This is a genomic window from Hymenobacter terrenus (assembly GCF_000972495.1).
In the GTDB taxonomy this organism is placed as follows: Bacteria; Bacteroidota; Bacteroidia; order Cytophagales; family Hymenobacteraceae; genus Hymenobacter; species Hymenobacter terrenus.
In genome coordinates, this window is sequence record NZ_LATM01000002.1 from 203,506 (window position 1) to 226,076 (window position 22,571).

Annotated in this window: 13 protein-coding genes; 6 read left to right on the plus strand and 7 right to left on the minus strand. The window is 55.7% G+C overall.

Annotated features, from left to right (window positions below; genetic code table 11):
• Positions 1 to 83 precede the first annotated feature (83 nt).
• The 7 genes from WX88_RS05410 to WX88_RS05440 all read right to left on the minus strand — a co-directional run bounded on the left by WX88_RS05410 (position 84) and on the right by WX88_RS05440 (position 14,642).
• Positions 84 to 1,505, minus strand: coding sequence for a GH39 family glycosyl hydrolase (locus WX88_RS05410; RefSeq protein WP_046243312.1), 1,422 nt, complete (start codon positions 1,503 to 1,505; stop codon positions 84 to 86).
• Positions 1,506 to 1,764: 259 nt separating this feature from the next.
• Positions 1,765 to 3,276 (minus strand): RagB/SusD family nutrient uptake outer membrane protein, encoded by a 1,512-nt coding sequence (locus WX88_RS05415; RefSeq protein ID WP_046243313.1) that lies wholly within the window; start codon positions 3,274 to 3,276, stop codon positions 1,765 to 1,767.
• Positions 3,277 to 3,288: 12 nt separating this feature from the next.
• Positions 3,289 to 6,342, minus strand: a complete 3,054-nt coding sequence (locus WX88_RS05420; RefSeq protein WP_052732372.1) for a SusC/RagA family TonB-linked outer membrane protein — start codon at positions 6,340 to 6,342, stop codon at positions 3,289 to 3,291.
• A gap of 743 nt (positions 6,343 to 7,085) precedes the next feature.
• A complete protein-coding gene (locus WX88_RS05425; protein WP_052732373.1) occupies positions 7,086 to 8,414 on the minus strand; it encodes a TolB-like translocation protein in 1,329 nt (442 codons plus the stop codon).
• A gap of 32 nt (positions 8,415 to 8,446) precedes the next feature.
• The gene (locus WX88_RS05430) at positions 8,447 to 9,907 is read right to left on the minus strand and encodes an alpha/beta hydrolase family protein (RefSeq protein WP_156175953.1); all 1,461 of its coding nucleotides are present in this window, start codon (positions 9,905 to 9,907) and stop codon (positions 8,447 to 8,449) included.
• A gap of 108 nt (positions 9,908 to 10,015) precedes the next feature.
• A complete protein-coding gene (locus WX88_RS05435) occupies positions 10,016 to 11,491 on the minus strand; it encodes a RagB/SusD family nutrient uptake outer membrane protein (protein ID WP_046243316.1) in 1,476 nt (491 codons plus the stop codon).
• A 19-nt stretch (positions 11,492 to 11,510) separates the two neighbouring features.
• Positions 11,511 to 14,642, minus strand: a complete 3,132-nt coding sequence (locus WX88_RS05440) for a SusC/RagA family TonB-linked outer membrane protein (protein ID WP_231590638.1) — start codon at positions 14,640 to 14,642, stop codon at positions 11,511 to 11,513.
• Positions 14,643 to 15,103: 461 nt separating this feature from the next.
• Here WX88_RS05440 and WX88_RS05445 point away from each other — a divergent pair, with 461 nt between their 5' ends.
• From WX88_RS05445 to WX88_RS05470, 6 genes are all read left to right on the plus strand, one after another.
• Entirely contained in the window at positions 15,104 to 15,871 is a 768-nt protein-coding gene (locus WX88_RS05445; protein ID WP_046243318.1) for an SDR family oxidoreductase, read from the plus strand.
• 20 nt (positions 15,872 to 15,891) lie between these two features.
• Positions 15,892 to 16,629 carry an IclR family transcriptional regulator gene (locus tag WX88_RS05450; RefSeq protein ID WP_046243319.1) on the plus strand — a complete coding sequence of 246 codons (738 nt, stop codon included), beginning with the start codon at positions 15,892 to 15,894 and terminating at the stop codon, positions 16,627 to 16,629.
• Positions 16,630 to 16,972: 343 nt separating this feature from the next.
• The gene (locus WX88_RS05455) at positions 16,973 to 19,576 is read left to right on the plus strand and encodes a glycosyl hydrolase-related protein (RefSeq protein ID WP_046243320.1); all 2,604 of its coding nucleotides are present in this window, start codon (positions 16,973 to 16,975) and stop codon (positions 19,574 to 19,576) included.
• A 12-nt stretch (positions 19,577 to 19,588) separates the two neighbouring features.
• On the plus strand, positions 19,589 to 20,500 hold the full coding sequence (locus WX88_RS05460) for an ROK family protein (protein ID WP_046243321.1): 912 nt from the start codon (positions 19,589 to 19,591) through the stop codon (positions 20,498 to 20,500).
• Between the two features lie 374 nt (positions 20,501 to 20,874).
• Positions 20,875 to 21,453: a TetR/AcrR family transcriptional regulator gene (locus WX88_RS05465; RefSeq protein WP_046243322.1), complete on the plus strand. Its 579-nt coding sequence runs from the start codon at positions 20,875 to 20,877 to the stop codon at positions 21,451 to 21,453.
• A 68-nt stretch (positions 21,454 to 21,521) separates the two neighbouring features.
• On the plus strand, positions 21,522 to 22,295 hold the full coding sequence (locus WX88_RS05470; protein ID WP_046243528.1) for an SDR family oxidoreductase: 774 nt from the start codon (positions 21,522 to 21,524) through the stop codon (positions 22,293 to 22,295).
• Positions 22,296 to 22,571: the final 276 nt, after the last annotated feature.

Genomic DNA, 22,571 nt, shown 5'->3' on the forward strand with positions numbered 1-22,571 from the left:
TTCGGGGCAGACGGGTTTCAACTAGATAAAGCAGTTCGAACATTAGAAGAGAGCTAGTAAAGCCATACAGTGTTTATCAAGTGTTACAGTATCGTAGCAAGGGCTGCTTTCTCAGCAATAACCACCGGATAATCTGGCACCGGCACGGCCGTAAACGTGTAGCCCGTACCTGTTTTTTTCCAGTTTTCTTTCGGGATGTCGTAGACCTTCCCGGTCAGTAAGTCTACGAAAACCGGCCGAGTAAATTGTCCGGTGACGGTTAGCGTAGTGGGGTTTGAGGGATATTCTTCGGCCGGTCGGGCCTCGGCGCTCCAAAGGGTGACCAAGCTGCCGCCGCTCGCTTTGTGGCGGTAGGCAAACGCTGCTACAGTTGGCACATCCGTCGTGGGTTTGGCATCTGCCGTAAGCTCCAACTTTTCATCAAAAAGTGAGAATACGTGTTGAGCAGCCCGATACGCCATTTTGGGGCGCTTAATGGTTTTGTCTGGGTTGGTTTGGAGCAGTCCTTTGGTGTTCACCCCCACCATGTGGTCGCCCGGGGCATAGTGAATGTCACTGATGGTAAATAGGTTGGTGGCAATGCCCCGGCCGTGGTCGCCGAGCATCCGGCGCAGGTCCCACTTGGCCTGGGTCAGCTCCGACCAGTCCTGGTCGCGCAAGGCCCCAATCGTAACAGCTTTGGGTGTGGAAGGCGCGCCGTTTTCGCCCTGCATGAACACCACTTTCGGATTGTAGCCCCACACCAGCTTGCGTAGGTTTTCAATGCCTAGGTACGACTCATCGGGGTTGTAAGCATAGCCGTGGTAGGTCTGCACGTCTACTAAGTCCAGCGCGTTTTCCCGCTTTAGCTCCTCATAAAAGTCCCGAACAAACCCCACGGCACCCACGCTGGCCATGCCCAGGGCAATGAGTCGGGCGTTAGGCTGTACCGACTTTACAATCCGGGCCGTCCGAATGTAGAACTGCCCGACCATTGCCCCCGTATGCGCGGGGTTGAGGTCGGGCTCATTCCAAATTTCCCATTCGGGCACTTGGTTTTTATAGCGGGTCACTATCGCCCTCACCCAATTGTCCCAGGCTGCGAGGGCTTCCGGCGAGGTCGGGATATGGCCCGCCAACTTGGCCTCGCCACCGCCTGGATACAGCGGGTTGCCATAGGAGAGTTGCACCCAGGGCGCCACCCCGCGCGCTGCCGCATCGGGAATGACGGCATCCAACCAGGCAAAATCATACTGTCCTTTCACCTTCTCGCACTTTGACCAGCCGCCCTGCAAACGGATACGCTTGGCTCCCAGTGGCCCCAGATATGTTTTATAGGATTGGTAGTCGGTGTAGTCTCGGTCCAGGGTTTCTCCACCAATCGACCAACTGGACGACTTGATTTCCAGCGCCGAGTGCGTTTTGAGCTGGCCTACTTCCTTCCAGCCTGGGGCAGGCAGCGGCGTTGGAGCGTTAGCTGAACAGGCTGCGGCTATTAGCCCCGTCAAAAGCACTTTATAGACCATGATTTTGATGCTGGAAGGGTGGGCGAGAGAAAGAATGTAATAGCAGGCTGTTTGGGCCAACTGCTATGTAATCAGACCAAGCTGCTCATCTGGATTGTGCTTGTCGAAGCACCCTTACCGCTTGGTTGGGCAATGCTGGTTATCCCACCACAGGCCAGCACCATCCAACTCGTTATTCGGTGCAGCGAATAGTTACTCGTGCGGTAAAGATGCTTCGACAAGCGCAGTCCAGATGAGTAGGCCTGGCTGTCAGCTTGATTTAATAGCCGGGGTTCTGTCCAAGGTTGCTATTCAAGTCGGTTTCGCGCTGCGGAATTGGGTAATACCGATGATAATCTTTCACCGGAATTCCTCGGGCCTGCATCACTGGCACATACTTGTTGGTGCGGATAAGGTCCGGCCAGCGATGGTTTTCAAACGCTAGTTCTACCCGGCGTTCCTGTTCAATAGCTGTGCGCAGGGCATCCTGCGTAGCTGGCGCTGCCGGTGCCACAAACTTGCTGGGCAGTCCGGCTCGGGTCCGGATGCGGTTGAGTTGGATAACAGCTTCAGGAATCTGACCCTGCTCGTTAAGGGCCTCGGCGTACATGAGCACTACATCGCCAAAGCGAAGGACTGGAAAGTCGGAATCTGCGTCGCCAGATACAGCACCTTGTTGCCGAAACTTCACACAATAGGCCGAGTTGACAACTGTTGGGCCAGACATGAAAGTAGTAAGCAGGGAAGCATTTTTCCGGGCATCGCCAGCTTCATAGGCGTTAATCAGGTCGACTGTGGGCGTATTGAAGCCGCCCCCATTGCCTCCATTACGGCCCAGCAGCGAGCCGGCCCCTAGAGGAGCCCAGTTCGACCACATGTCACTGCCCTGCGTTTGGCCAACGGCGCCTTGGTTGCCCACCGTATTGGACCCCTGAGGTAGCAAGCCGGACTTGTACTGCACGGCAAAAATGTACTCGGTATTAGCCGCGTAGGAAGTAGTAGGCGAAAAGATGTCAGCATAGCTCTTCATCAGGGAGCGCCCGGACTTATCGTTCACATCTTTCAGTATCGGTAGTGCGTCGGCAAACTTCCCCAGCGTGAGGTACACTTTCCCAAGCAGAGCGAGGGCCGCCCACCGCGACGCCCGGCCGGCTTCGCTGGCCGGAATAGTGGCCGGGAGCCCATTGGCTGCTATGTTTAAATCGCTGATAATAAGATCATAGATTTGCTCCTTCGGTGAGCGGCCCACGTTGGCCGTAGCAAAGGGACCCGCCACTGGCTCGGTGATAAGTTGCAGGTCGCCGAAGAGCCGGACCAGATTGAAGTAATACAAGGCGCGCAGGAAGCGAGCTTCAGCATCAAACCGATTCTTTACATCCTGTGGAAACGTCGCGCCCGACAACGCGCCCGGCAGCCTAGCAATAATCTCGTTTACCCGCCCAATGCCGCGGTAGTGGTCGACCCAGGCAAACTGAATAGCTTGGTTGATTTTGGGAAACGTGAACTCTTCAATTTCATACAAAGAGGTGGTGTTACTGCGTATGCCAGTAGGTGCCGTATTATCCGACGCCAGTTCCATCAATGTCATCATTGAACCCGACCCGTTGGCGTACACGCCTTCCAGCTTAAGAGCCGCATAGCCACCGGTAATGGCGTTATAGAAATCAGGTTGGGTTTGATAAAAATTAACGACAGCCTGGTCCGATTCAGGGGTCTCGTCCAGGAAGCTTTTGCACGAATTCAGGCCTAGTCCCAGCGTCAGGGCAAAGGCGAGATATAATTTCTTATTCATGGGTGGAAGAGATTAAAAGGTGGCGTTCAGGCCCACGGTGACGGTGCGGGCGATGGGGAAGGTGCCATTGTCAGTGCCCGCGGCGCGCTGGTTGTTGCCGGTAGCACCCACTTCGGGGTCGTAGCCGGGGTAGTCGGAAAACGTGTACAGGTTGGTGCCCGTCACGTTAATGCGTACGGCCTGCATGCCGAAGCGTTTGGCGAAGCTGTTCGGCACCGAATAGTTCAGCGACACGTTGCGGATACGCCAGAAGGAAGCGTCGAAAAGATAGAGGTCGCTAAATGCCGTATTGTTGTTTCTTCCAGCTCGGATAGCCCGGCCCCAGCGGCCGTCGCCCGGCTCCTCGGGGCTACGCCACCGGCGCTCTTCTATGTAAGTGGCATTGTTCTGTACACCTGAGTTGTTAAAGGCAAATAACCCGTTGTACAGCTTATTGCCCAACACCGCGTTGGTGAAGATGTCCAGCGAAAAAGCTTGATAAGTAAAGGTGTTGTTAATACCCAGGGTGTATTTGGGCAGGGGATTGCCAAGCGCTACCCGGTCGTCGTCGTCCACGATGCCATTTTCGTTTACGTCAGCCCATTTCACGTCACCAGCGCGGGCAAAGGGTTGCTTGCCGTATTCGGCCGCTTCTTGATCCGTCTGAAATACTCCAAGTGCCCGGCGGCCATAAAACCCGCCAACGGGCCCGCCTACCTGCGTCACGTTGGTAATGCCCCGGCTGCCGTTGGCAAAAATCTTTTCGGCGTCGGTGCTCATCGAGAGCACCTTGTTCTCGTTGTAGGAGATGTTGAAGTTTGAGTTCCAGGTGAAGCTTTTGCTGACCACATTCTGGGTCGCCACGGTAAGTTCTACGCCGCGGTTGCGCACCGATCCCAAGTTAAGGGTTGCTGTCGTAAGCCCCGTGGCCGCAGGCGTTTGAATGTTGAACAGCATGTCCTTGTTCACCCGATTATAATAATCGGCTGTGAGTGTCACCCGGTTTTTAAATAAGGCCACGTCGAGCCCCAGATTGACCTGCTCCAAGGACTCCCAGCTCAGACGGTCGTTCTGAAAGGTGCTAGGACTCAAACCCCGTACATTTTCCTCTCCAAAGATGTAGTTGCTAGGCGCCAGCAGTGCCAGGAAGCGGTAGTTCCCGATGCTGTTATTCCCCGTTAGGCCGTAGCCTACCCGAAATTTGAGGTCGGTAATAGCCGGCAGCGCTTTCATGAATGATTCTTCCGTAAGACGGTAAGCAAACGACCCGGACGGAAACGTACCCCACTGGTATGTTCCCTCTGGGCTGAATTTGGACGACCCATCGGTGCGTACCGTGCCAGTGAACAGGAACCGGCGGAACAGCGTGTAATTGACACGCGCTAGGAATGACGTGAGTGCATCCCGGTTGATAATTTCACCGCCTGCGTTAACGTTGCCGCCGTTAACGTTTTGAACTTGGTCATTAGCAAAATTAGCAGCACTAGTCGACAATTGGTTGGTATAGAACCTTTGGAATGTTGCCCCTATTACTGCATCAATCCGGTGATCTTCGGAGAATGCCCGGCGATAGGAAAGGGTGTTCTCGTTCAGCCAGCTGGTGTTGATTTGGTTGTTGGCTCTAGCTGAAGCGGGCGCCGTATAGTTGCTGCCGCCGGCCAGCGATGAAGGAATCCAGAGTCGGGATTGGTTATTGAAATAATCGCCGCCAATAGTGGTACGCAGCTTTAGGTCGCTGGTGATGTCGTATTCCAAGTACGAGTTGGCCAGTATCCGAAAGTTATCGTTGGTATTCTTATATTCATCGGCAATCCGCAGCGGGTTCTTCACGTCCAGGTCGCCGATATTGTAGCCGAAATTACCCACAGAGTCGCGGGGCACGGCTGCCGGCGAGTACGCCATAGCCGCCTGAATGATGCCGTAGCTGGCGTAGTGGTCGGCGGTATTCAGGCGCTTTTGTTCCGAATACGTAGGAATTAGGCTAATCCCAATTTTTACCTTATCCGAGACCCGGGAGTCGAGGTTGGCTTTGAAGTTAAAGCGGCGCAGGTAGGTGTTCAGCACTACTCCTTGCTGGTCGAAGTAGCCGGCACTGACGCTGTATTTCAGGGCATCGGTGCCACCTCCCAGCGTAACCTTGTAGTTGGTGATAGGGGCGACCCGAAAGATTTCTTTCTGCCAGTCAGTACCACTCCCCCTCAAGGCTGATGGGTTGGCGTATACCGGTGGAATAGCGTAGTTGTCGTTGCCAGCCCGGGTCCTACGCATCGCATTGGTGTCGTTGATATTCGCAGTCGGGAAGTTATCCAAATATCCATTGTTGCGGGCATCGATGGTAAACTGCGCGAATTGCTCCGGGTTCATCATGTCGATGGTTTTAGCCACTTGCTGCACGCCACCGTACACGTCAACGTTCACCTTGGTCTTGCCGAGCTTACCGCGTTTAGTAGTCACGATGATAACCCCGTTGGACCCCCGAGAGCCGTAAATTGCCGTAGCCGAAGCATCCTTCAGCACATCTATCGACTCAATATCCCGCGGGTCAATGGCATTCAGCGGATTGGTGCCGTCGGCGTTGTTCACCGGAAATCCGTCGATTACTACCAGTGGCTGCACACCACCACTGATAGAGCTAACCCCGCGAATGCGAATGTTGGGGCTACCACCCGGCTCGCCCGACGTATTCGCAATTTGAACCCCAGCTACTTGGCCTTGCAAGGCTTGGTCCGCACTGGAGACGGGCACTCTGGCGATTTCCTCGCTTTTTACTGATGAAACCGCCCCCGTCAGGTCTTTACGTTGCTGGGTGCCATAGCCCACCACCACAACTTCCTCCAGGGCCTGGTCGCCCACGGCTAGGTTGACGTTGATTTCCGTTCGGCCATTAACTGGAATTTCCTGGCTCAAGTAGCCGATATACGAGATAACTAATGTGGGATTACCACTGGTAATCGACAAAGTATAGGAACCATCGGCACCGGTGGTAGTGCCGTTGCTGGTGTTTTTTACCAGCACTGTCACGCCCGGCAAGGCTTGGCCCTTCTCATCAACCACGCGGCCCGATACCGCTTGAGTTGACTGCGCCATCGTCGGCGCAAATGGAAGCATTAGGCTCCATAGAAGGAGAGCTATTCTCCAAGCCTTGGTAAGTGGGATGCTCATTCAGGTGGGATGTTAGTTTGACAATGTAAAACTTGTATTTGGCATTACAATACTACGAATTAAATCTACCTTGCCAAATTATTTTTTGGAGATTATTAGTGAGCGATTACACTCCTCAAGGTTTGACCGCTTCGTTAGGGTTCCGGGAGGCTTATTCAGTCACTTATTTCAGAGACCTATTATCATCTCTAAAGGGCTAAATAACTGCTTCTACTGCCTGAATAGGCGGTTTTCGTCGATTGTCTATATCCATTAGGACCTACTTGAGTCTGCACTCACTCACTTTTTGAGATATTTCCACGGAGTCTAGAGATAAATGCTGTCAATTGAGCATTTCCCGTCTAATCGTCAGTTCGCCCTCTTGCTATAAGCTCAAATTCAGTATTGAGATAGTATCATAAAACTCCTATGCAACTGTAGGCCCTGCAAGAGTTGCCAAAGAGCATACGAGCGGACTACAGGCTACGCCAGGGAACTGCTACTTAGTTACGGACGCTGCGGTAGTCCATAATAACAGCAACGGACAGCCCAGAAGCAATCTGCTTCTGGGCTGTCCGTTGTTCACCATGAATAGTATGCCGGCCGCCTTAGTTACCAGTCCAAGACTGGGCGGTTAGATTGAATAAAGCAACGTGAGTCGCTTGTGACTGCTGGCGTAGAATTGAAAGCTAGTGCGCTGCCGGTTTGGCGGACGAAGGTTTCCTTTTCGTCTCTTCTAGCTTGCCTGTCAAGTCGGCCATGAATACATTCCGGGTGCCCTCCTGAAAGCCGTTAAAGATGACGTAGCGGCCGGTGCGGTCCCAGGCGGGGTGTGGGTCGATGCGCAGCTCTCCTCCCGCGTTCGAGACAAAGATTTTAACAACGGGTTCTTCCTGGCCCGTCTGCATGTTCATCAGTCGAATCGGCACCGTGCCTTCGGTATATCCAAGCTCACCCGGATAGGCATCGGTCACCATAAGGGGTACCTTGGTAGGGTTGAAGGAGGGATGACCCGAGCCGGGGCTGAATGCCGTTTTCAAGTTGGTGCCATCATAGCGGACGGTGATGATTTCCAGGCCCGGCTTGCCGTCGACCTCCAAGTTCATGGAAAGATGTTCCCCGTCGGGGGTCCAGTTGACGTGGTGCCCGCCTTTAGCCCATTGCTCGGGAGTGATAGCCGTGCGTAGGTCCGAGCCGTCGGGCCGCATCGTAATCACCGACCGTTGGCGCGGCCCGCCCCCCCGCGGCGACCACTGCACGGTGGTAAGCAGACGGGTGCCCTGCGGGTTCCACTTCACCTGGAAGCAGTAGTATTCGAAGTCCTGTGGGTTAGGCACCGCAATGCTGGGCACCGTTTTTTCGTACATGTCGCGGATGCTCACGATGCGTCGGCTGGCTCCTGTGGCGGTAGTGGTAATGTCGATGCCATCAGTGGCTACCGGGCCGATATTATGGGGCGCCTTAGCTTCTGGCACTATTACGCCATAGCCTACCTGCGCCCAGCGCGAAGAAATTAGGTTGTAAGAAGCCAGGTATTTCCCATCATTCGACGCCATGAAGATAGTGCCACCCATGCGGTGTGACTTGCCCGTGAATGGGTTCAGGCGCACGGCGAAGGCTTGCCAAGTAGTGGTATCCACGTCGTTGAAGTACAAGTCTTTGTCGGTGCGGCCCCATTGCACATTGGCGCCCAGTTGCATTTCCCAGCCCCGCGACTGAGCCACCACCCGTTCCTTGCCCGACTGCCGATCTACTAGAATGACCTGTCCCACTTCACCGGGTTTGGGCGAGCGGGTTTCCTCCGGGAAGCGAAACAGGGCCAGGTAGCGTCCTGAGGGACTTAGGGGCGAGGTGTCGAAAAAGCGGTGAATGGTCCCGCCCGAACTCACTTTCACCACAGGCACTAGCGCCTGGCCATTGAAAGCTGGAAATGATGCTGGCGCAGCTTTCTGCGCCAGGATGTTGGCTGAGTATGCCAGCCCGGCGATAATTAATGCTGTTATTCGGTTCGTTATCATGAAAAATGGTGAGACCCGTTTGAAAACTCTGTTTATTTAGCAACCTTGGCGTTATTATTTGCGGGTGCCCCGAGAAACAGCTCAAATTGCGCGAAAACATCCCTGAGGTCACCCCGGGGAGTGGGGTGGTCATGATTCAACCATTCCACCGAGGCCGGTTGGGGTCGGAATACTTCCCATAGTGATTTAGCCTCGGTCTTCTTCCCGGAAATAGCAGATGCCACTTCGTCCGCGTTCAACGCCTGCTTGGGCCATACGGCATAGCAACTAGCTGCCGGCACGTTGCGCTTCGCATCGATGACCAGTGAACTGTTAAAAGGCAAGCCGAAGGTGTTGCAGACGTAGTTAGTTATGTTCTTTATCCGTCCCTCATCCCAGCCGTGCAATCCTTCGAACACTTCCGCCTTTAGGTTTTCGGGGTGCTTTAGCTGGCTGTAAACTTCCCCTAGTCGCAGGGCATTCTCATGGAAAATATCGACTGCGAAGAACTCATCGTATTTTCCTTGGGCGAGGAATGTGGGTTTCGGTGCAAAGCAGCCCAATACCTGCCACATTTCGACTTTGCCCACGATGCCTGGTATAAGGTTGCAGCGGCAATGCGTTTTCACCTTTTTTGCTATTGATTCGAAAGAGCTGGGATAGCCCGTGCTTACCAGTAGAGAAAACTTATCGGAAGCCACCGCACTCAGAAACAGACCCAGCGTGCCGCCGCCCGAGTTGCCGCAGACGGCAATCCGGGCGGTATCAAACTGTTTCTGCTGATGTATCCAGTTAAGCCAGCCCACGGTTTCCAGCACAATTAAGCCCTGCATAGTGAGCCCACTGCCAAACACCCCTACGGGGTTCCAGTGCCCCATCGCGGTTCTTTCGCCCTGACCGATGTTATCGGGTACTAAAACGGCAATTCCATTGGAGGCGAGGTTTTCGGCCATCAGCCGATACGAAGGGTACAGTTTGCCACCGTCTCCGTGCCCGCAGGCGAGTAAGGTGACGGGCAGTTTGGCCCCCGGCTTAGCCTCCTTAGGCAGGTACAGGTGAGCGGCGCCGGCGCAATTCTTCCATGAGCTTACTTGTAGCGACTGCACGGTAAATAACTCGTTTTTTGTCGAGCCGCTCACCTTGGTTACAATTTCAGGCACCCACTCTTCCTTGAAGGCCAATGCTTGCTTTACCGTTGCTACGATTTCCGCTTTATCGGTTGCCTTCCAGGGTAGAAGAACCGGTTTATTCAGCATTGCCTGCGCAAACCGAACGTCATATTCTCTTAAAAGCGAGCCTTCATCTAATAATGGATGATTGGCAAGATAAGCCGGCGCACCACTCGCCAAGTTGGTCGGCGTGGTATCAATTTTTTGGGCATAAATGCTGAATGGAAAGGCCACAAGCAATAGTAGTAGATTTCTCATGTGGTGAGTTGAACTGGCTTTTACAACCGTCACCAATTCTTGGCTGTTATTAATAAAAGCTGAATAGTAATCGATTAGGGTCTGCAAAAGCCCGCTGATTAAACTGCTAGCTCACTTCGTTTCACAAGACTATGCGAAAAAGGCCGGCAGGAATCTTGCCGGCCTTTCGACACCACTTACTGTAAAACAAGTTGCTTAGTAGCCAGTATTCTGGCCGAGGTTTGGGTTCAAGGTCGTTTCCCGTTGCGGAATGGGGTACAGCACGTGGAACGGCTGGGCAGCCTTGCCCTGGGCCTTCATCACGTCCACGAAACGGTCGGTGCGCACGAGGTCAAACCAGCGCTGGCTTTCGAAGGCCAACTCCAGGCGGCGCTCCAATTCCAGGCGGGTGCGCAGGGTGGCCGTGCTGGTGCTAGCGGCCAAGTCCACGGTAGCGTTGGGGGTGTTAACGGGCAGGTTGCGCGAGCGGCGGATGATGCGGTTCACGGCGTCGAGGGCCGCGGCATTGGGGCCACTTTGCTCGTTCACGGCTTCGGCGTACATCAGCAATACGTCGGCGTAGCGCAAGATGGGGAATTCTACGTCCGACTCGCCCCGGATGATGCCCTTCTGGAGGAATTTGGTGGGGTAGGGCTCGTTCACCGTCGTGCCGGTGGTGCTCGTATACGACAAGGCGATGGAAACCGTCTTCCGCACGTCGCCGGCGGGGTAGGCCGCAATGAGATTGGGGGTGGGGCGGTTCACGCCGTCGCCGGCCCCGTTTGTGAAGCCAAAGTCCGGCGAGAGGGCCGAAAACGGCGTCCACTGCGTGTAGAAGCCGCCGCCTTGGCTAATTTGCCCGCCTTTGTACTGCGCGGCCAGCATCACCTCCCGGTTGTTGGCGAAGGTGGTGGTGGACAGGAAGACGTCGGCATAATTCGGCATCAGGCTGTTCACGTTGGCGTCGATAATCTCCTTGAGCTTGTCGGCGGCCAAGCCGTACTTTTTCTGGGTCAGGTACACTTTGCCCAGCAAAGCTTTCGCGGCCCATTTCGAAGCCCGGCCCGCGTTGGCGGCCGTGATGGTAGTCGGCAGTATGTTTTCGGCCACTATCAGGTCGTTTTCAATGAGCGTGTATACCTCGTTCACCGGTGCGCGGCCTAGGGTGTTGCCCGCGAAGGGGTCATTAATTTCGGTCGTGCTCAGCTGCACGGGCCCGAACAGGCGCACCAGGTTGAAGTAGAACATCGCCCGCAGGAAGCGAGCCTCGCCTTCGTACTGACTTTTGAGGGCGTCGTCGAAGCTTACCGCGGGCAAGCGGTCGAGAACGGCATTGGTCCGGCTGATGCCCTGGTAGTGTCCCAGCCAAGCATCCCGGAAGAGGTCATTTCCCACCTGGTACGTGAGGTCTTCTATCTGAAACTGGTTAACCGAGCTGCCGGTGCGCGGGAAGCCGTAATCGGTGTTATCGGTCGACACCTCGCCGAGCCAGATGAGCGAGCCCGCGCCGCTGCCGTACAGGCCAGCGTGCTTGAAGGTGGAATAGGCGCCCACCAGGGCCGTGTTGAAGTCGGCGGCGGTGTTGTAAAAGTTAGCCGTGGTCCGCTCGGTCTTCGGCACCACCGTCAGAAAATCTTTGCAGGAGCTCAGCCCAAGAGTCAGGACTGCCAGGCCTAAAAACGTTTTTTTCATGATGAGTTGCGGGTGGAATTTAGAAAGAAACGCTCACGCCAGCGGTGTAGGAGCGGGAAATGGGGTAGGTGCCGAAGTCCGTGCGCGGCGCCAGCTGGTTGTCGCCGCCTTGGCTGCCGCTGCCGTTGCTCACTTCCGGGTCGTAGCCGATGTACTTTGTGAAGGTGTACAGGTTGGCGCCCGTGGCGAAGATGCGGGCGCCCTGCAGGCCAATGCGCTGGGCCACCTCGCGCGGCACGGTGTAAGCCAGCGTCACGGTGCGAATGCGCAGGTACGAGCCGTCGAAGAGGTACTGCGAGCTATACTGGCCGTTGTTGTTGACGCCCCCGCGGATGCTGCGACCGAAGCGGCCGTCGCCGGGCTGAGATGGCGAAATCCAGCGGTTGTCGTACACGTACTTCGCGCCGTTCTGCACCCCGGAGTTGTTCAGGAAGAACGAGGAGTTGTAGATGTCGAAGCCCACCATGCCGTTGGTCAGCACGTCGAGGCTGAAGGCCTTGTAAGCAAAGGAGTTGTTGAACCCAAAGAAATACTTGGGATTGGGGTTGCCGATGATTTCGCGGTCGTTGTCGTTGACCACGCCGTCGTTGTTCACATCCTTCCATTTCACGTCGCCGGCGCGGGCCGCCGGCTGGTTCGGAGCGGCTTGGGTGGGCAGCGTGCGATAGGCACGGGCTTCGTCGTCGCTCTGGAAAATGCCCAACTGCCGCCGGCCGAAGAACATGCCTATCGGCTGGCCCACCTGCGTCACGTTGGTGTTAGCGCCGAAAATTTGGTCACGGTCGCTTTGCAGGGCCAGCACTTCGTTGCGGTTGAAAGTGATGTTGGAATTAGTCGTCCACTTAAAATCACCCACCAGGTTGCGAGTGGTCAGGGCCAGTTCCAGGCCCTTGTTTTGCACCTCGCCCAGGTTCACCAGGGCAGTGGGGTTGGTTATGCCGTTCGGGCCAATGCCCGTGACGCCCGCCACCTGGACGGTGAGCAGCATGTTGGTGTTGCGCCGGTCATACACGTCGGCCGTGAGGCTGATGCGGCTGTCAAACAACGACAGGTCCAGGCCCAGGTCCAGCTGCTTCGTGGTTTCCCAGCCGAGCTTAGAGTTTGCAATTGAGGTGCGCACCTGGCCCAGCGCAAGTGCATCGCCGAGGATGTAGTTGCTGCCGCCCAACTGCCCGATGGCCCGGTAGTTGCCGATGTTGTTGTTGCCGGTCAAGCCATAGCTGGCCCGCAGCTTGAGGTCGTTGACCACGCGCTGGCTTTTCATAAAGGCTTCGTCGGACACGCGCCAGCCCACCGAAGCCGACGGGAACGTACCCCACAAGTTGTCTTCGCCAAAGCGCGACGAGCCGTCGCGGCGGACGGTGGCCGTCAGCAAGTACTTTTCGTTGAACACGTAGTTGGCCCGCGCCAGTATCGACAGGATGGTGTATTCCTGGATGCTGTTGGGCTGGGTGAATCCCGTAGCGCCCGGCACGGTACCTCCGTTTACCCCGCCCGTGATGATACCCCCGTTGATGTTGGGCACCAGGTCATCGGTGAAACCGTTCGCCGTGATGGCTATCACGTCGCTGGTTTCGCGCTGGGCCGTGAAGCCGCCTACAAAATTGATGGCGTGCCGGCCAAACGTTCTCTGATAAGTAAGCGTGTTCTCGTTCAGTAAGTTGATGCTTTCAAAGCGCCGTGCAAAGGCCGATGCTGGGCCCGTAGCCGCCGCGGTGCTCAAGGTCGAAGGGTTCCAGACCTCGTTGCGAGAATAGTTCAAGTCGGCGCCGATGGTAGCACGGAATTTCAGGTCCGACAGAATGGCGTATTCGGCGTAGGTGTTGCCCAGCAGGCGGAACTGCGACGACGGGCTCTTGTACTCGTTAGCAATCTTCACGGCGTTTTGCACCGAAACGGCCTGCGGTTCGGGCGTCGGCACGGTGGTGCCGTACGAGCCATCGGGGTTGTACACCGGCACATTTGGCGGCTGCGCCAGCGCCGATTGAATGATGCCCAGGGAGCCGTAGTGGCCCGAGTAGGGCAGGTCGGTTTGGGTGGTGTAGCTCGGCAGCAGGCTGATGCCCACGTTCAGGCGCTTCGAGGCTTTGGCATCCACGTTGGCCCGGAAGCTGTAGCGCTTCAGCCCCGTATTGAGGATGATGCCTTCCTGGTCGAAATAGCCCGCCGACACCGAATAGCGCACGTTGTCGCTGCCGCCGGAGGCTGACACTTGGTAGCTCTGAATTCGAGCCTTGCGAAAAATAGCGTCCTGCCAGTCAGTGCCTTCGCCTAGCGAGGCCGGGTCTAACAGCGCCGTTGGGATGCGAAAATTGGTGGGCCGTACGCTGTTCGGGTCTGTTATTTTACCGGTGGGCACGTTGTCGAGGTAGCCGTTGTTGCGCGCGTCGATGGTGAACAGCGCAAACTCCTGCGCGTTCATCATGTCTATTCTCTTGGCAACTTCCTGGTAACCCGCGTACACATCGAGCCCAACCTGCGACTTGTTGGCCTTGCCGCGCTTGGTGGTTACGATAATAACCCCGTTGGAGCCGCGCGAGCCGTAGATGGCCGTGGCCGAAGCGTCCTTGAGCACGTCAATGCTTTCGATGTCGTTGGGGTTGATGGTGTTCAGCGGGTTGCCCACCCCCGAGCCCGATACCGGGAAGCCATCAATGACGAATAGCGGCTCGTTGCTGGTGCCGCTTGAAGCCGAGCCCACGCCCCGAATCAGGATGTTAGTGTTGCCGCCGGGCGCGCCCGAAGAGCTGGAAATCTGGAGGCCGGCTACCTGACCTTGCAGAGCTTGGTCGAAACCAGACACTGGTACCTTAGTCACATCCTGGCCCGAAACGGTAGCAATGGCGCCCGTTAGGTCTTTTTTCTGCTGGGTGCCATAGCCCACTACCACTACTTCTTTCAGGGCCTGCTGGTCGCCAGCCAGAGTCACTTCGATTTGCGAGCGGCCATTCACCGGGACTTCCTGGCTTTTATAGCCGATGTAGGAGAGAGCCAGCACCGGATTTTCGGTGGTTATGGTCAGGCTGAACGTGCCATCAACGCCCGTAGAGGTGCCGTTAGTAGTGCTTTTTACCAGGACTGTAACCCCGGGCAGCGGCTGATTCTTGTCATCAACAACCCGCCCTGAAATCGTTTGTGGGGTTTGCGCCATAACTGACGCGAATGGAAGTATTAGGCTCCAAAATAGGAAGCCTATCATCCAGACTCTGCTGAGTGTACTGCTCATATGGGTGGGAGTTTAAGTTTAGCATGGTGGAATTAGTGTTTTGTATTGCAATAGTACGCAGTAAATTTATCACGCCAAAGCTTTTTTGTAGATTATCAGTGAGTCATTACATTTTGCGGAGAATACTCTTGCAAGAACTTCCTCCAAATTTGTGTTGATAAACCAATTTTCAGTGAATATGAAGCTGTTAAGAGTAGGATCGTGAGTATTTTAGCCTCTACTGCGTGTGATAGCTGCTTCTGATCTAAGGGTAAGTTTGTGCTTACTCACCTTTTGAAATATTTTTACTTAGTGCACATGACTTGTTTGTGAGTTGCCGATTTATCATTTTTATTTCCAGTGGTAATGCTCTAATATTGTCTCAAATTCAGCACTGATACAGTATCATGAAAACCTCCTTATTTGACCTTACCGGCCGGACGGCCCTCGTAACTGGCTGCAAACGCGGTATTGGCCGGGCCATGGCCGTGGCTTTGGCCGAAGCCGGCGCAGATATCATCGGGGTATCGGCCTCCCTCGAAACTTCAGGCAGCGACGTAGAGCAGGACGTGCTTGCTACCGGCCGCTCGTTCCGGGCTTACCAGTGCGATTTGAGCAAGCGCGAGGCGATTTACGCCTTCCTGACTCAGCTTAAACAGGACAACCCTGTGATTGATATCTTGGTTAACAACGCTGGTACTATCCTACGCAAGCCCGCAGCCGAACATCCAGATGAGTACTGGGACGAAGTGCTGGATACCAATCTGTCGGCGCCCTTTATCCTAGCGCGCGAACTGGGGCAAGGCATGATTGAGCGTGGGCACGGCAAGGTAATTTTTACGGCTTCCCTACTCACTTTTCAGGGCGGCATTACGGTGCCAGGCTACGCAGCCAGCAAAGGCGCCATCGGCAGTCTGGTAAAGGCGCTGGCTAATGAGTGGGCCTCGAAAGGGGTTAATGTGAACGCCATCGCGCCAGGCTACATTGCCACCGATAACACTTCCGCGCTCCGCCAGGACGCCGACCGTAGTCAAAGCATTCTTTCCCGTATTCCGGCTGGTCGCTGGGGTGAGCCCGAGGATTTTAAGGGCATTACCGTATTTCTGGCATCTGAAGCATCCCGCTATGTTCATGGCACCATCGTTACCGTCGACGGGGGATGGATGGGGCGTTAATTTTTTTTGAGTAATATGCTATGGTCCTAGTAGTTATCAAAGCGCTCGATATTCTGGAGTATGTTGCGCGGGATTCCGGGCGGTCCTTCTCGCTCACGGAAATTGCAGCAGGCTTGAATATGAATCAAGCTACTTGTGTGAACATCCTGCAGACGCTGGTGGAGAAAAGCTACCTGGAACATTTGGGGCGTAAGAAAGGCTATCGGCTTGGTCCGATGGCCTTTAGCCTAACCAACAACCAGTCGTACAGCTTGAACCTGATAACAGCTGCCAAAACGGTGATGGAAAACCTAACCCATAGCCTCAACGAAACGTCGCTGCTGGGGGTGATTCGCAACCAAAAGCGCTTTATTGTGCACTTGGTAAATAGCGACCAGGATTTGCAGGTTCGTAGCCACACCGAGCGTAGCGTGTACGAAACAGCCACCGGACGGCTACTACTGGCCTACATGAATCCCAAGGAGTACGCCAATTTTGTGGCTTCTCTGGGGCTTCCTTCGGCGGAGGTATGGCCTGAAGCTGATACGGCTGAGAGCCTGTTGGCCGAGTTGGCCCAAATGCGCGCCGATGAGCTATCGGTCACGGTTTCTAAAAGTCACATTATTGGGTTTGCCGTGCCTATTTGGCAGAATGACCAAGTAGTGGCCAGTCTTAGTGTTTTTCTGCCGCAGATACGCTGCTCAGCCACGCGTAAAAAAGAAATCATTCAAGCCCTGCGCCAAGCATCGAGGCAGATAAACCAGCAGTTGGCTGCCTAGGAGCCGCCAAAGCACCTCGTTCCGGTTCGATGCTCTGCTTGGTGACAGGCCTGATTACATTGATTATTATCCAAGTACTTCTGTCTTTGTATGATGATGGTGCCTACTTGTGATTTTGGTCTTCGCATGGGTACAACGAGCGGATTGGTATTATCGTCAACAGTGCGCGAGGACATGAACGCGCTAAAGCTGACTGCCTGATAATAAATTGACGCTTACGAGGTGGTGGCTAAATAGCCGCTAAGTTTCAGCATGGCTATGTATAGAACCCACCGGCTTGCCCTCTTTCGCCAGGCAAGTCGTTGGGGTTGAGTCATACACTCGAATGGTGAAATAACTCTTCATGAAACAGTTCTGCCTCCTCCTTGGCCTGGTAATGGGACTAGGCTTGCCCACGGCAACTGCTCAGCCCATCAAGCGCCTCTACATCGCCAACGACGACCATACCGACTACATGTGGACGGCCAACGAGGCGAAGTACGACAGTGCATTTGTGCGCATGCTCGATTACTACCTCGACCAGATTGATGCGACCCGGAAAAACCCCGACGATTTTCAGGCCCGCTTCAATTGTGATGGCAGTTATTGGCTCCGGGCCTACCAGCAGGCCCGCTCGCCAGCCCAATTCAAGCGGCTGATGGCGGCCATTCGGTCGGGGCACATTGGTAGCCCGTTGAACACGCTGGTGAGTACCTATGGGGCCCAGCCGACGGAGGCCGTGCTGCGGGGCATGTACTACGCTGGACAATTGGAGCGGACCCACAAGCTGCGGTTTCGGCTGGCTGAGGCTATGGAAAACAATACGTTGCCGATGGGGCTTAGCTCATTGTGGGCCGGTTCAGGCGCCCTTTATAGTTGGAAGGGCATTGGGGGCTACGGCAGCCAGATGACGTACGAGAGCCGGGACCACCGCCGCCATCAGCTCTATCACTACACCGGCCTGGATTCGAGCAGCGTGCTAATGAAATGGTATGCTTACAAAGAGAAAAAGACCGCACCACTGGGTGGCTACGCCGAATGCCGTTTGGTGGTAAAGTCCAAGGAACCTACCAAAGAAATAGGACAGGTCATCAATATGCTGGATGCGTTTTGCGATACAGTTTCGGCACAGTCGATTTACCCGTACAACGTGGCCGGTGCTTTTGGCTACGGGCACGACGACCTGGACACCTACCTTTCGCCGCCGTTCATTGACGCGGCCCGCAATGGTAGCACTCCTACCCGGAAGGTGCGGGTTTCCAACGAGGAGGATTTTTTCCGGGACGTGGCCAAAACCTACCCGAAGCTGCCTACGGAGTCGGTGAGCTACGGCAACGAGTGGGACATCTACTGCGCCTCGATGAACGAAACCACCGGCCGGGTGCGGCGCTCGACCGAGAAATTGCGGGCGGCCGAAGCCTTGGCTTCCGTGGCGGCGTTGCGGGCTCCCACGTTTGCCAAGCCGCTGACCACCGCGCGGGACTTGGCCTGGGAAGGCTTCGGCATGTATTGGGAACACAACTGGACCGGCGACGGGCCGGTGAAGCAGCCGGTGCGGGCTCAGTGGCAAGACAAAATCCAGCGCAACATCAGCAGCTACGTGGATTCGCTCCACGCGCTGGCCGCTCGCACCCTCGGCAGCCAACTCAAGCGAGCCGCCGCGCCCCATTTCTACGTGTTCAACCCCCTAAGTTGGAGCCGCAACGACGTGGCTGATTTCGCCTACGCTGGGCCTTATCCGGTGCGCGTGCTCGACCTCACTACCAAGCAAGAAGTGCCTAGTCAGCTGATAACGAAGGCGGGCGGCAAGTTTCTGCGGATTTATGCTGAAAACATTCCGTCAGTAGGGTACAAGGTGTTCGAGCTACAACCGGGCGCGCCGGCGCAGTTGCCGGCTGCGGCCACGTTGGATAGCAACTACCTGAGCAATGCCCGCTACCGCCTGCGCCTCAGTGCCTCGGGTGTGCTCACCGAAATTTACGACAAGCAGGCCGGCAATCGGCAAGTGGTACAGCCACTGAATGGATTGTATATAAATGACTTGGGAGGCAAAAACAAGGAAGCCGGTCAGCCAGTCGTGCTCGAAAATGCGGGACCGGTGTCCGTCACGCTGAAAGCCGTTTCCAACGAGCCGGTACCCCATACGGTACGAGTGACCTTGTTTGCCAACAGTCCCCGGATTGATATCGAAGACAGCATTCAAGTCAATTTCAAGGATGTGAAAACCTGGGCTTTTTCGTTTAATCTGAACAGGCCCACCACCCACCACGAGGAGCTAGGCGCCATTCTGACTGCCAAAAAGGAAACGCGGGGCGGACACTACGCCGCCCAGAATGCCCGCCTCGACTGGCAAACCTTCAACCACTTCGCCGACCTAAGCGAGGCTACCTACGGCGTGACGCTCTCGAACGTGGATTGCAGCTTCTTCAAGCTCGGCCAAAGCACCGTCGATTCGTTGTGGGAGCAGTCGCCGCAGCTCCACGCCTTGGCGGGCGGGCAAGTGGACCGCAAGGTGGAAGACAAGGGTGCGCTCGGCATCTTCGGTCAAAACGGCCAAACCAACTTTCGCTACGCGTATTCACTCACCACGCACCAAGCCGCTTTCAACCCGGTAGCGGCCATGAAGTTTGCGCTGGAACACCAGAACCCACTTGTGGCCGGCGCCGTGACCGGCACCCGCGACCAGCACCCCAGCCCCACTTTCTCGCTGCTCACCACCGACGACCCGAACGTGCTGCTCTGGAGCCTGAAACCTAGCGAAGACGGCATCAAAGAAGGGCTGGTAGCCCGGTTATGGAACTTCAACCCACAATCGGCCCGGCCCACGCTGACCCTGGTGCGGCCTATTCGGCGAGCCTGGCAAACCACCCACCTCGAAACCAACGAGCGGCCGTTGCAGCCCGCGGCTAAACAATTGCGCGTGCGGTTTGCGCCCCATCAACTCAACACGTATCGGTTGCAGTTCTAACCTTCCGGTCTCGTGAAAAAGCTCGCCATCGGCATTGATATTGGAGGCACCCGCACCAAGTTGGGGCTAGTGGATTTGGCCGCTGGAAAGGTGGAAGACCTGCGCATCTTGCCCACCGAAACCAAGGATGGCACGCGCTTTTTGCAGGGTATCGGCCAGGCCATACGGGAGCTGAAAACGCAGGCGGCCGACCAGTCGGCGGAATTGATGGGGGTGGGTGTGGGCGTGTCGGGCTTTGTGTGGGCCGATGGCCGCGTGGATACCACCTACGGCTTCCTGGAATTCATGGAAGACTACCCGCTGGCCGCGCTGCTGCAAGAAGAGCACCACTTGCCTTGCTGGCTGGATAATGACGCCCGGGCGGTGGCGCTGGGTGAGGCGTTGTACGGGCAAGGCCGGGGCCATGGCCGGGTGCTGACCCTCACGCTGGGCACCGGCTTGGGCGTGGGGTTCACCGTGGCGGGCCGTCTGGAAGGGGCGCTGCCCTACGCCCACATGGCCGGCCACCTCACCATCACGACCAACGACACCGCTTGCTACTGCGGCAAAACCGGCTGCCTGGAATCGTTGGTGTCGGCGGGCGGCGTCCTGCAACTAGCCCGCCGCCACTGGACGCCGCCCGCCGGCCAACCGCTTACAGCCGAAGCCATTTTCCGCGCCCAGCAAGCCGGCGACCCGGTGGCCGAATCTGTGGTGGAGGAGTACGTGGGCTATCTGCGCACCGGCATCGACAACTACGTCAACCTCTACGCCCCCGACCTGGTGGTGCTGGGCGGGGGCATCGCGCAGGGGCTGCGGGAGCTAACGCCTCACCTCCACAATCCGGCCTTGCTGAATCCGTTCAAGAGCTACCGTACGCGGGTGGTGGTGTCGGAACTGGCCGAGCACGCCGGCATTCTAGGCAGCGCCGCCTTGGGGCAGTGATTATGGTACAAGGGGGTCTTCTTCCAAACGGGCGGATTTACACGTTAAGCTATTTGGTCGCTGGGTTGACGGAATGGTCGGTAGTATAGTAGGTCAAGGTGGGTGAGGAAGTAGCTATTGCTGAGTCAGTTAAGGGGTTGGTAGCGGCTGGATGAGAGGTATTGAAAGTGAGTGTCCTTGACCGGCTAGTTCCCAACCTACAGCTAGTGACCGTTGAACGAGGTAGTTTGGCTGCCAAGCGCGAGGTTTCACCGTGCCGTAGCATACGACCGGGGCACAGCACTGCTTCCTACTGCCGGACCACGCAGGCAGCTCGGAAAGATTTCACCTATCTAAAGCAATTGCTTTAGATTTTATCGTAGCTTTGTGGGGCAATGGCCAGAGCAGTAGAATTTGATGAAGCACAAGCCGTCCAGAAAGCGATGCACGTTTTCTGGGAGAAGGGCTATACGGCTACGTCGGTGCGGGACTTGACGGAAGCCATGCAGATTAATATCAGCAGTCTCTACAATACACTGGGGGACAAGCGTCAGCTTTTTATTAAAGCCCTCCAGCAGTATACGCGCCTACGGATGCAGGCTTTCGAGCGGTATGATACCACAGCGGAGTCGCCCTTTCGCACCTTGGCCACTTTTATCAACGATGCCGTTCATACCCTTACGACGGAGCCCAACAGCTGTATGTGCGTTCGGACAGCCTTTGAGATTGAAGGGGATGACCCCGAAATACAAGCGGTTATCACGGCGTATGACGAGTTCGCTTATCATTTTTTAAAGAAGCTGCTAGAACGTGCGCAAGCCCACCAGGAAATCGCTCGTCACACGGATGCCGCGACCATTGCGGATTATATCAATAGCGCATTTGCTGGCTGGTATAATGCCTACCTGCTGCACGGCGACCGGAAAAAAATTCAGGACATCGCGGATTTCATGCTTCAGCAACTGAAAGCATAATTTTTTTGCTCGATTCTAAAGCATCTGCTTTAGAAACGGTTTTCTTTTTTACCCTCATTTCACGCAATATGAACAACTCTCTGACCGGGCAGGTAGCCTTGGTAACCGGTGGCACGAAAGGCATCGGCAAAGCAATCGTAAACAAGCTACTCGAGGCTGGGGCCCAGGTGGTCGTAACGGCTCGCACAGTACCCCAAGACAGTAGTGGCTACCACTTCATTGCCGCTGACCTCGTGCAGGCGACCAGTGCCGCAGCGGTGGCTAGTGAAATCCTGGCTACCTACGGCCGGATTGATATTATTGTCAACAATGCCGGCGCGAATACCAGTCCGAGTGGGGGCTACAGCACGCTCACGGACGAAAACTGGCTGCATGAGCTACAATTGAATTTGCTAGCCGCCGTACGTATCAATAAAGCCTTGTTGCCCACGATGCTGACGCAAAAAAGTGGGGTCATCATTAATATCTCCACGGGGGCGGCCGTCCAGCCTATTTGGGATATTACGATGGCGTATTCGGCGGCTAAAGCGGCCTTGAATGCGTACAGCAAGGCGTTGGCCAGCGAAGTCGGCCCGCAAGGCGTTCGGGTGAATACCGTTTCTCCCGGCGCCGTTAAAACGCCGTTGATGCAAGAATTTATTGAGCAGATGGCCGCTGCTGCCAACAGTAGCGTAGAGGAGGCGTTCACTACCCTGATGGCCAAAGTAGGGACTGTTCCATTAGGCCGAATGGCCGAACCAGAAGAAGTGGCGGACTTGGTGGGATTTCTGGTATCGGCGCAAGCCCACTACCTTACTGGGTCCAACTTCCACGTTAATGGCGGCGCCCTACCAGTAGTGTAATGCTAAGGGCGCAAAAAGTTGTACTTTAGGTAGTTAATGCAAAAAACGGCAGGTTTATCCTGACGTTTTTTTACTGCGTATGCATTGAACAAGGAAATTCTGCTGCTCAAAAACGGAATTACTCGCCACACGCTTTTTAGCCTCTGGGCGTAGTTATAGGCCGTGCCACAAGGGCGAAGAACTGCGCGCCTAGCTCTGGTTTGGCAACTGGCTTAGCATGTAAATCCGCCCGTTTGGAAGAAGAACCCCTGTAAGGGCTGCTAGCATTCATTACCC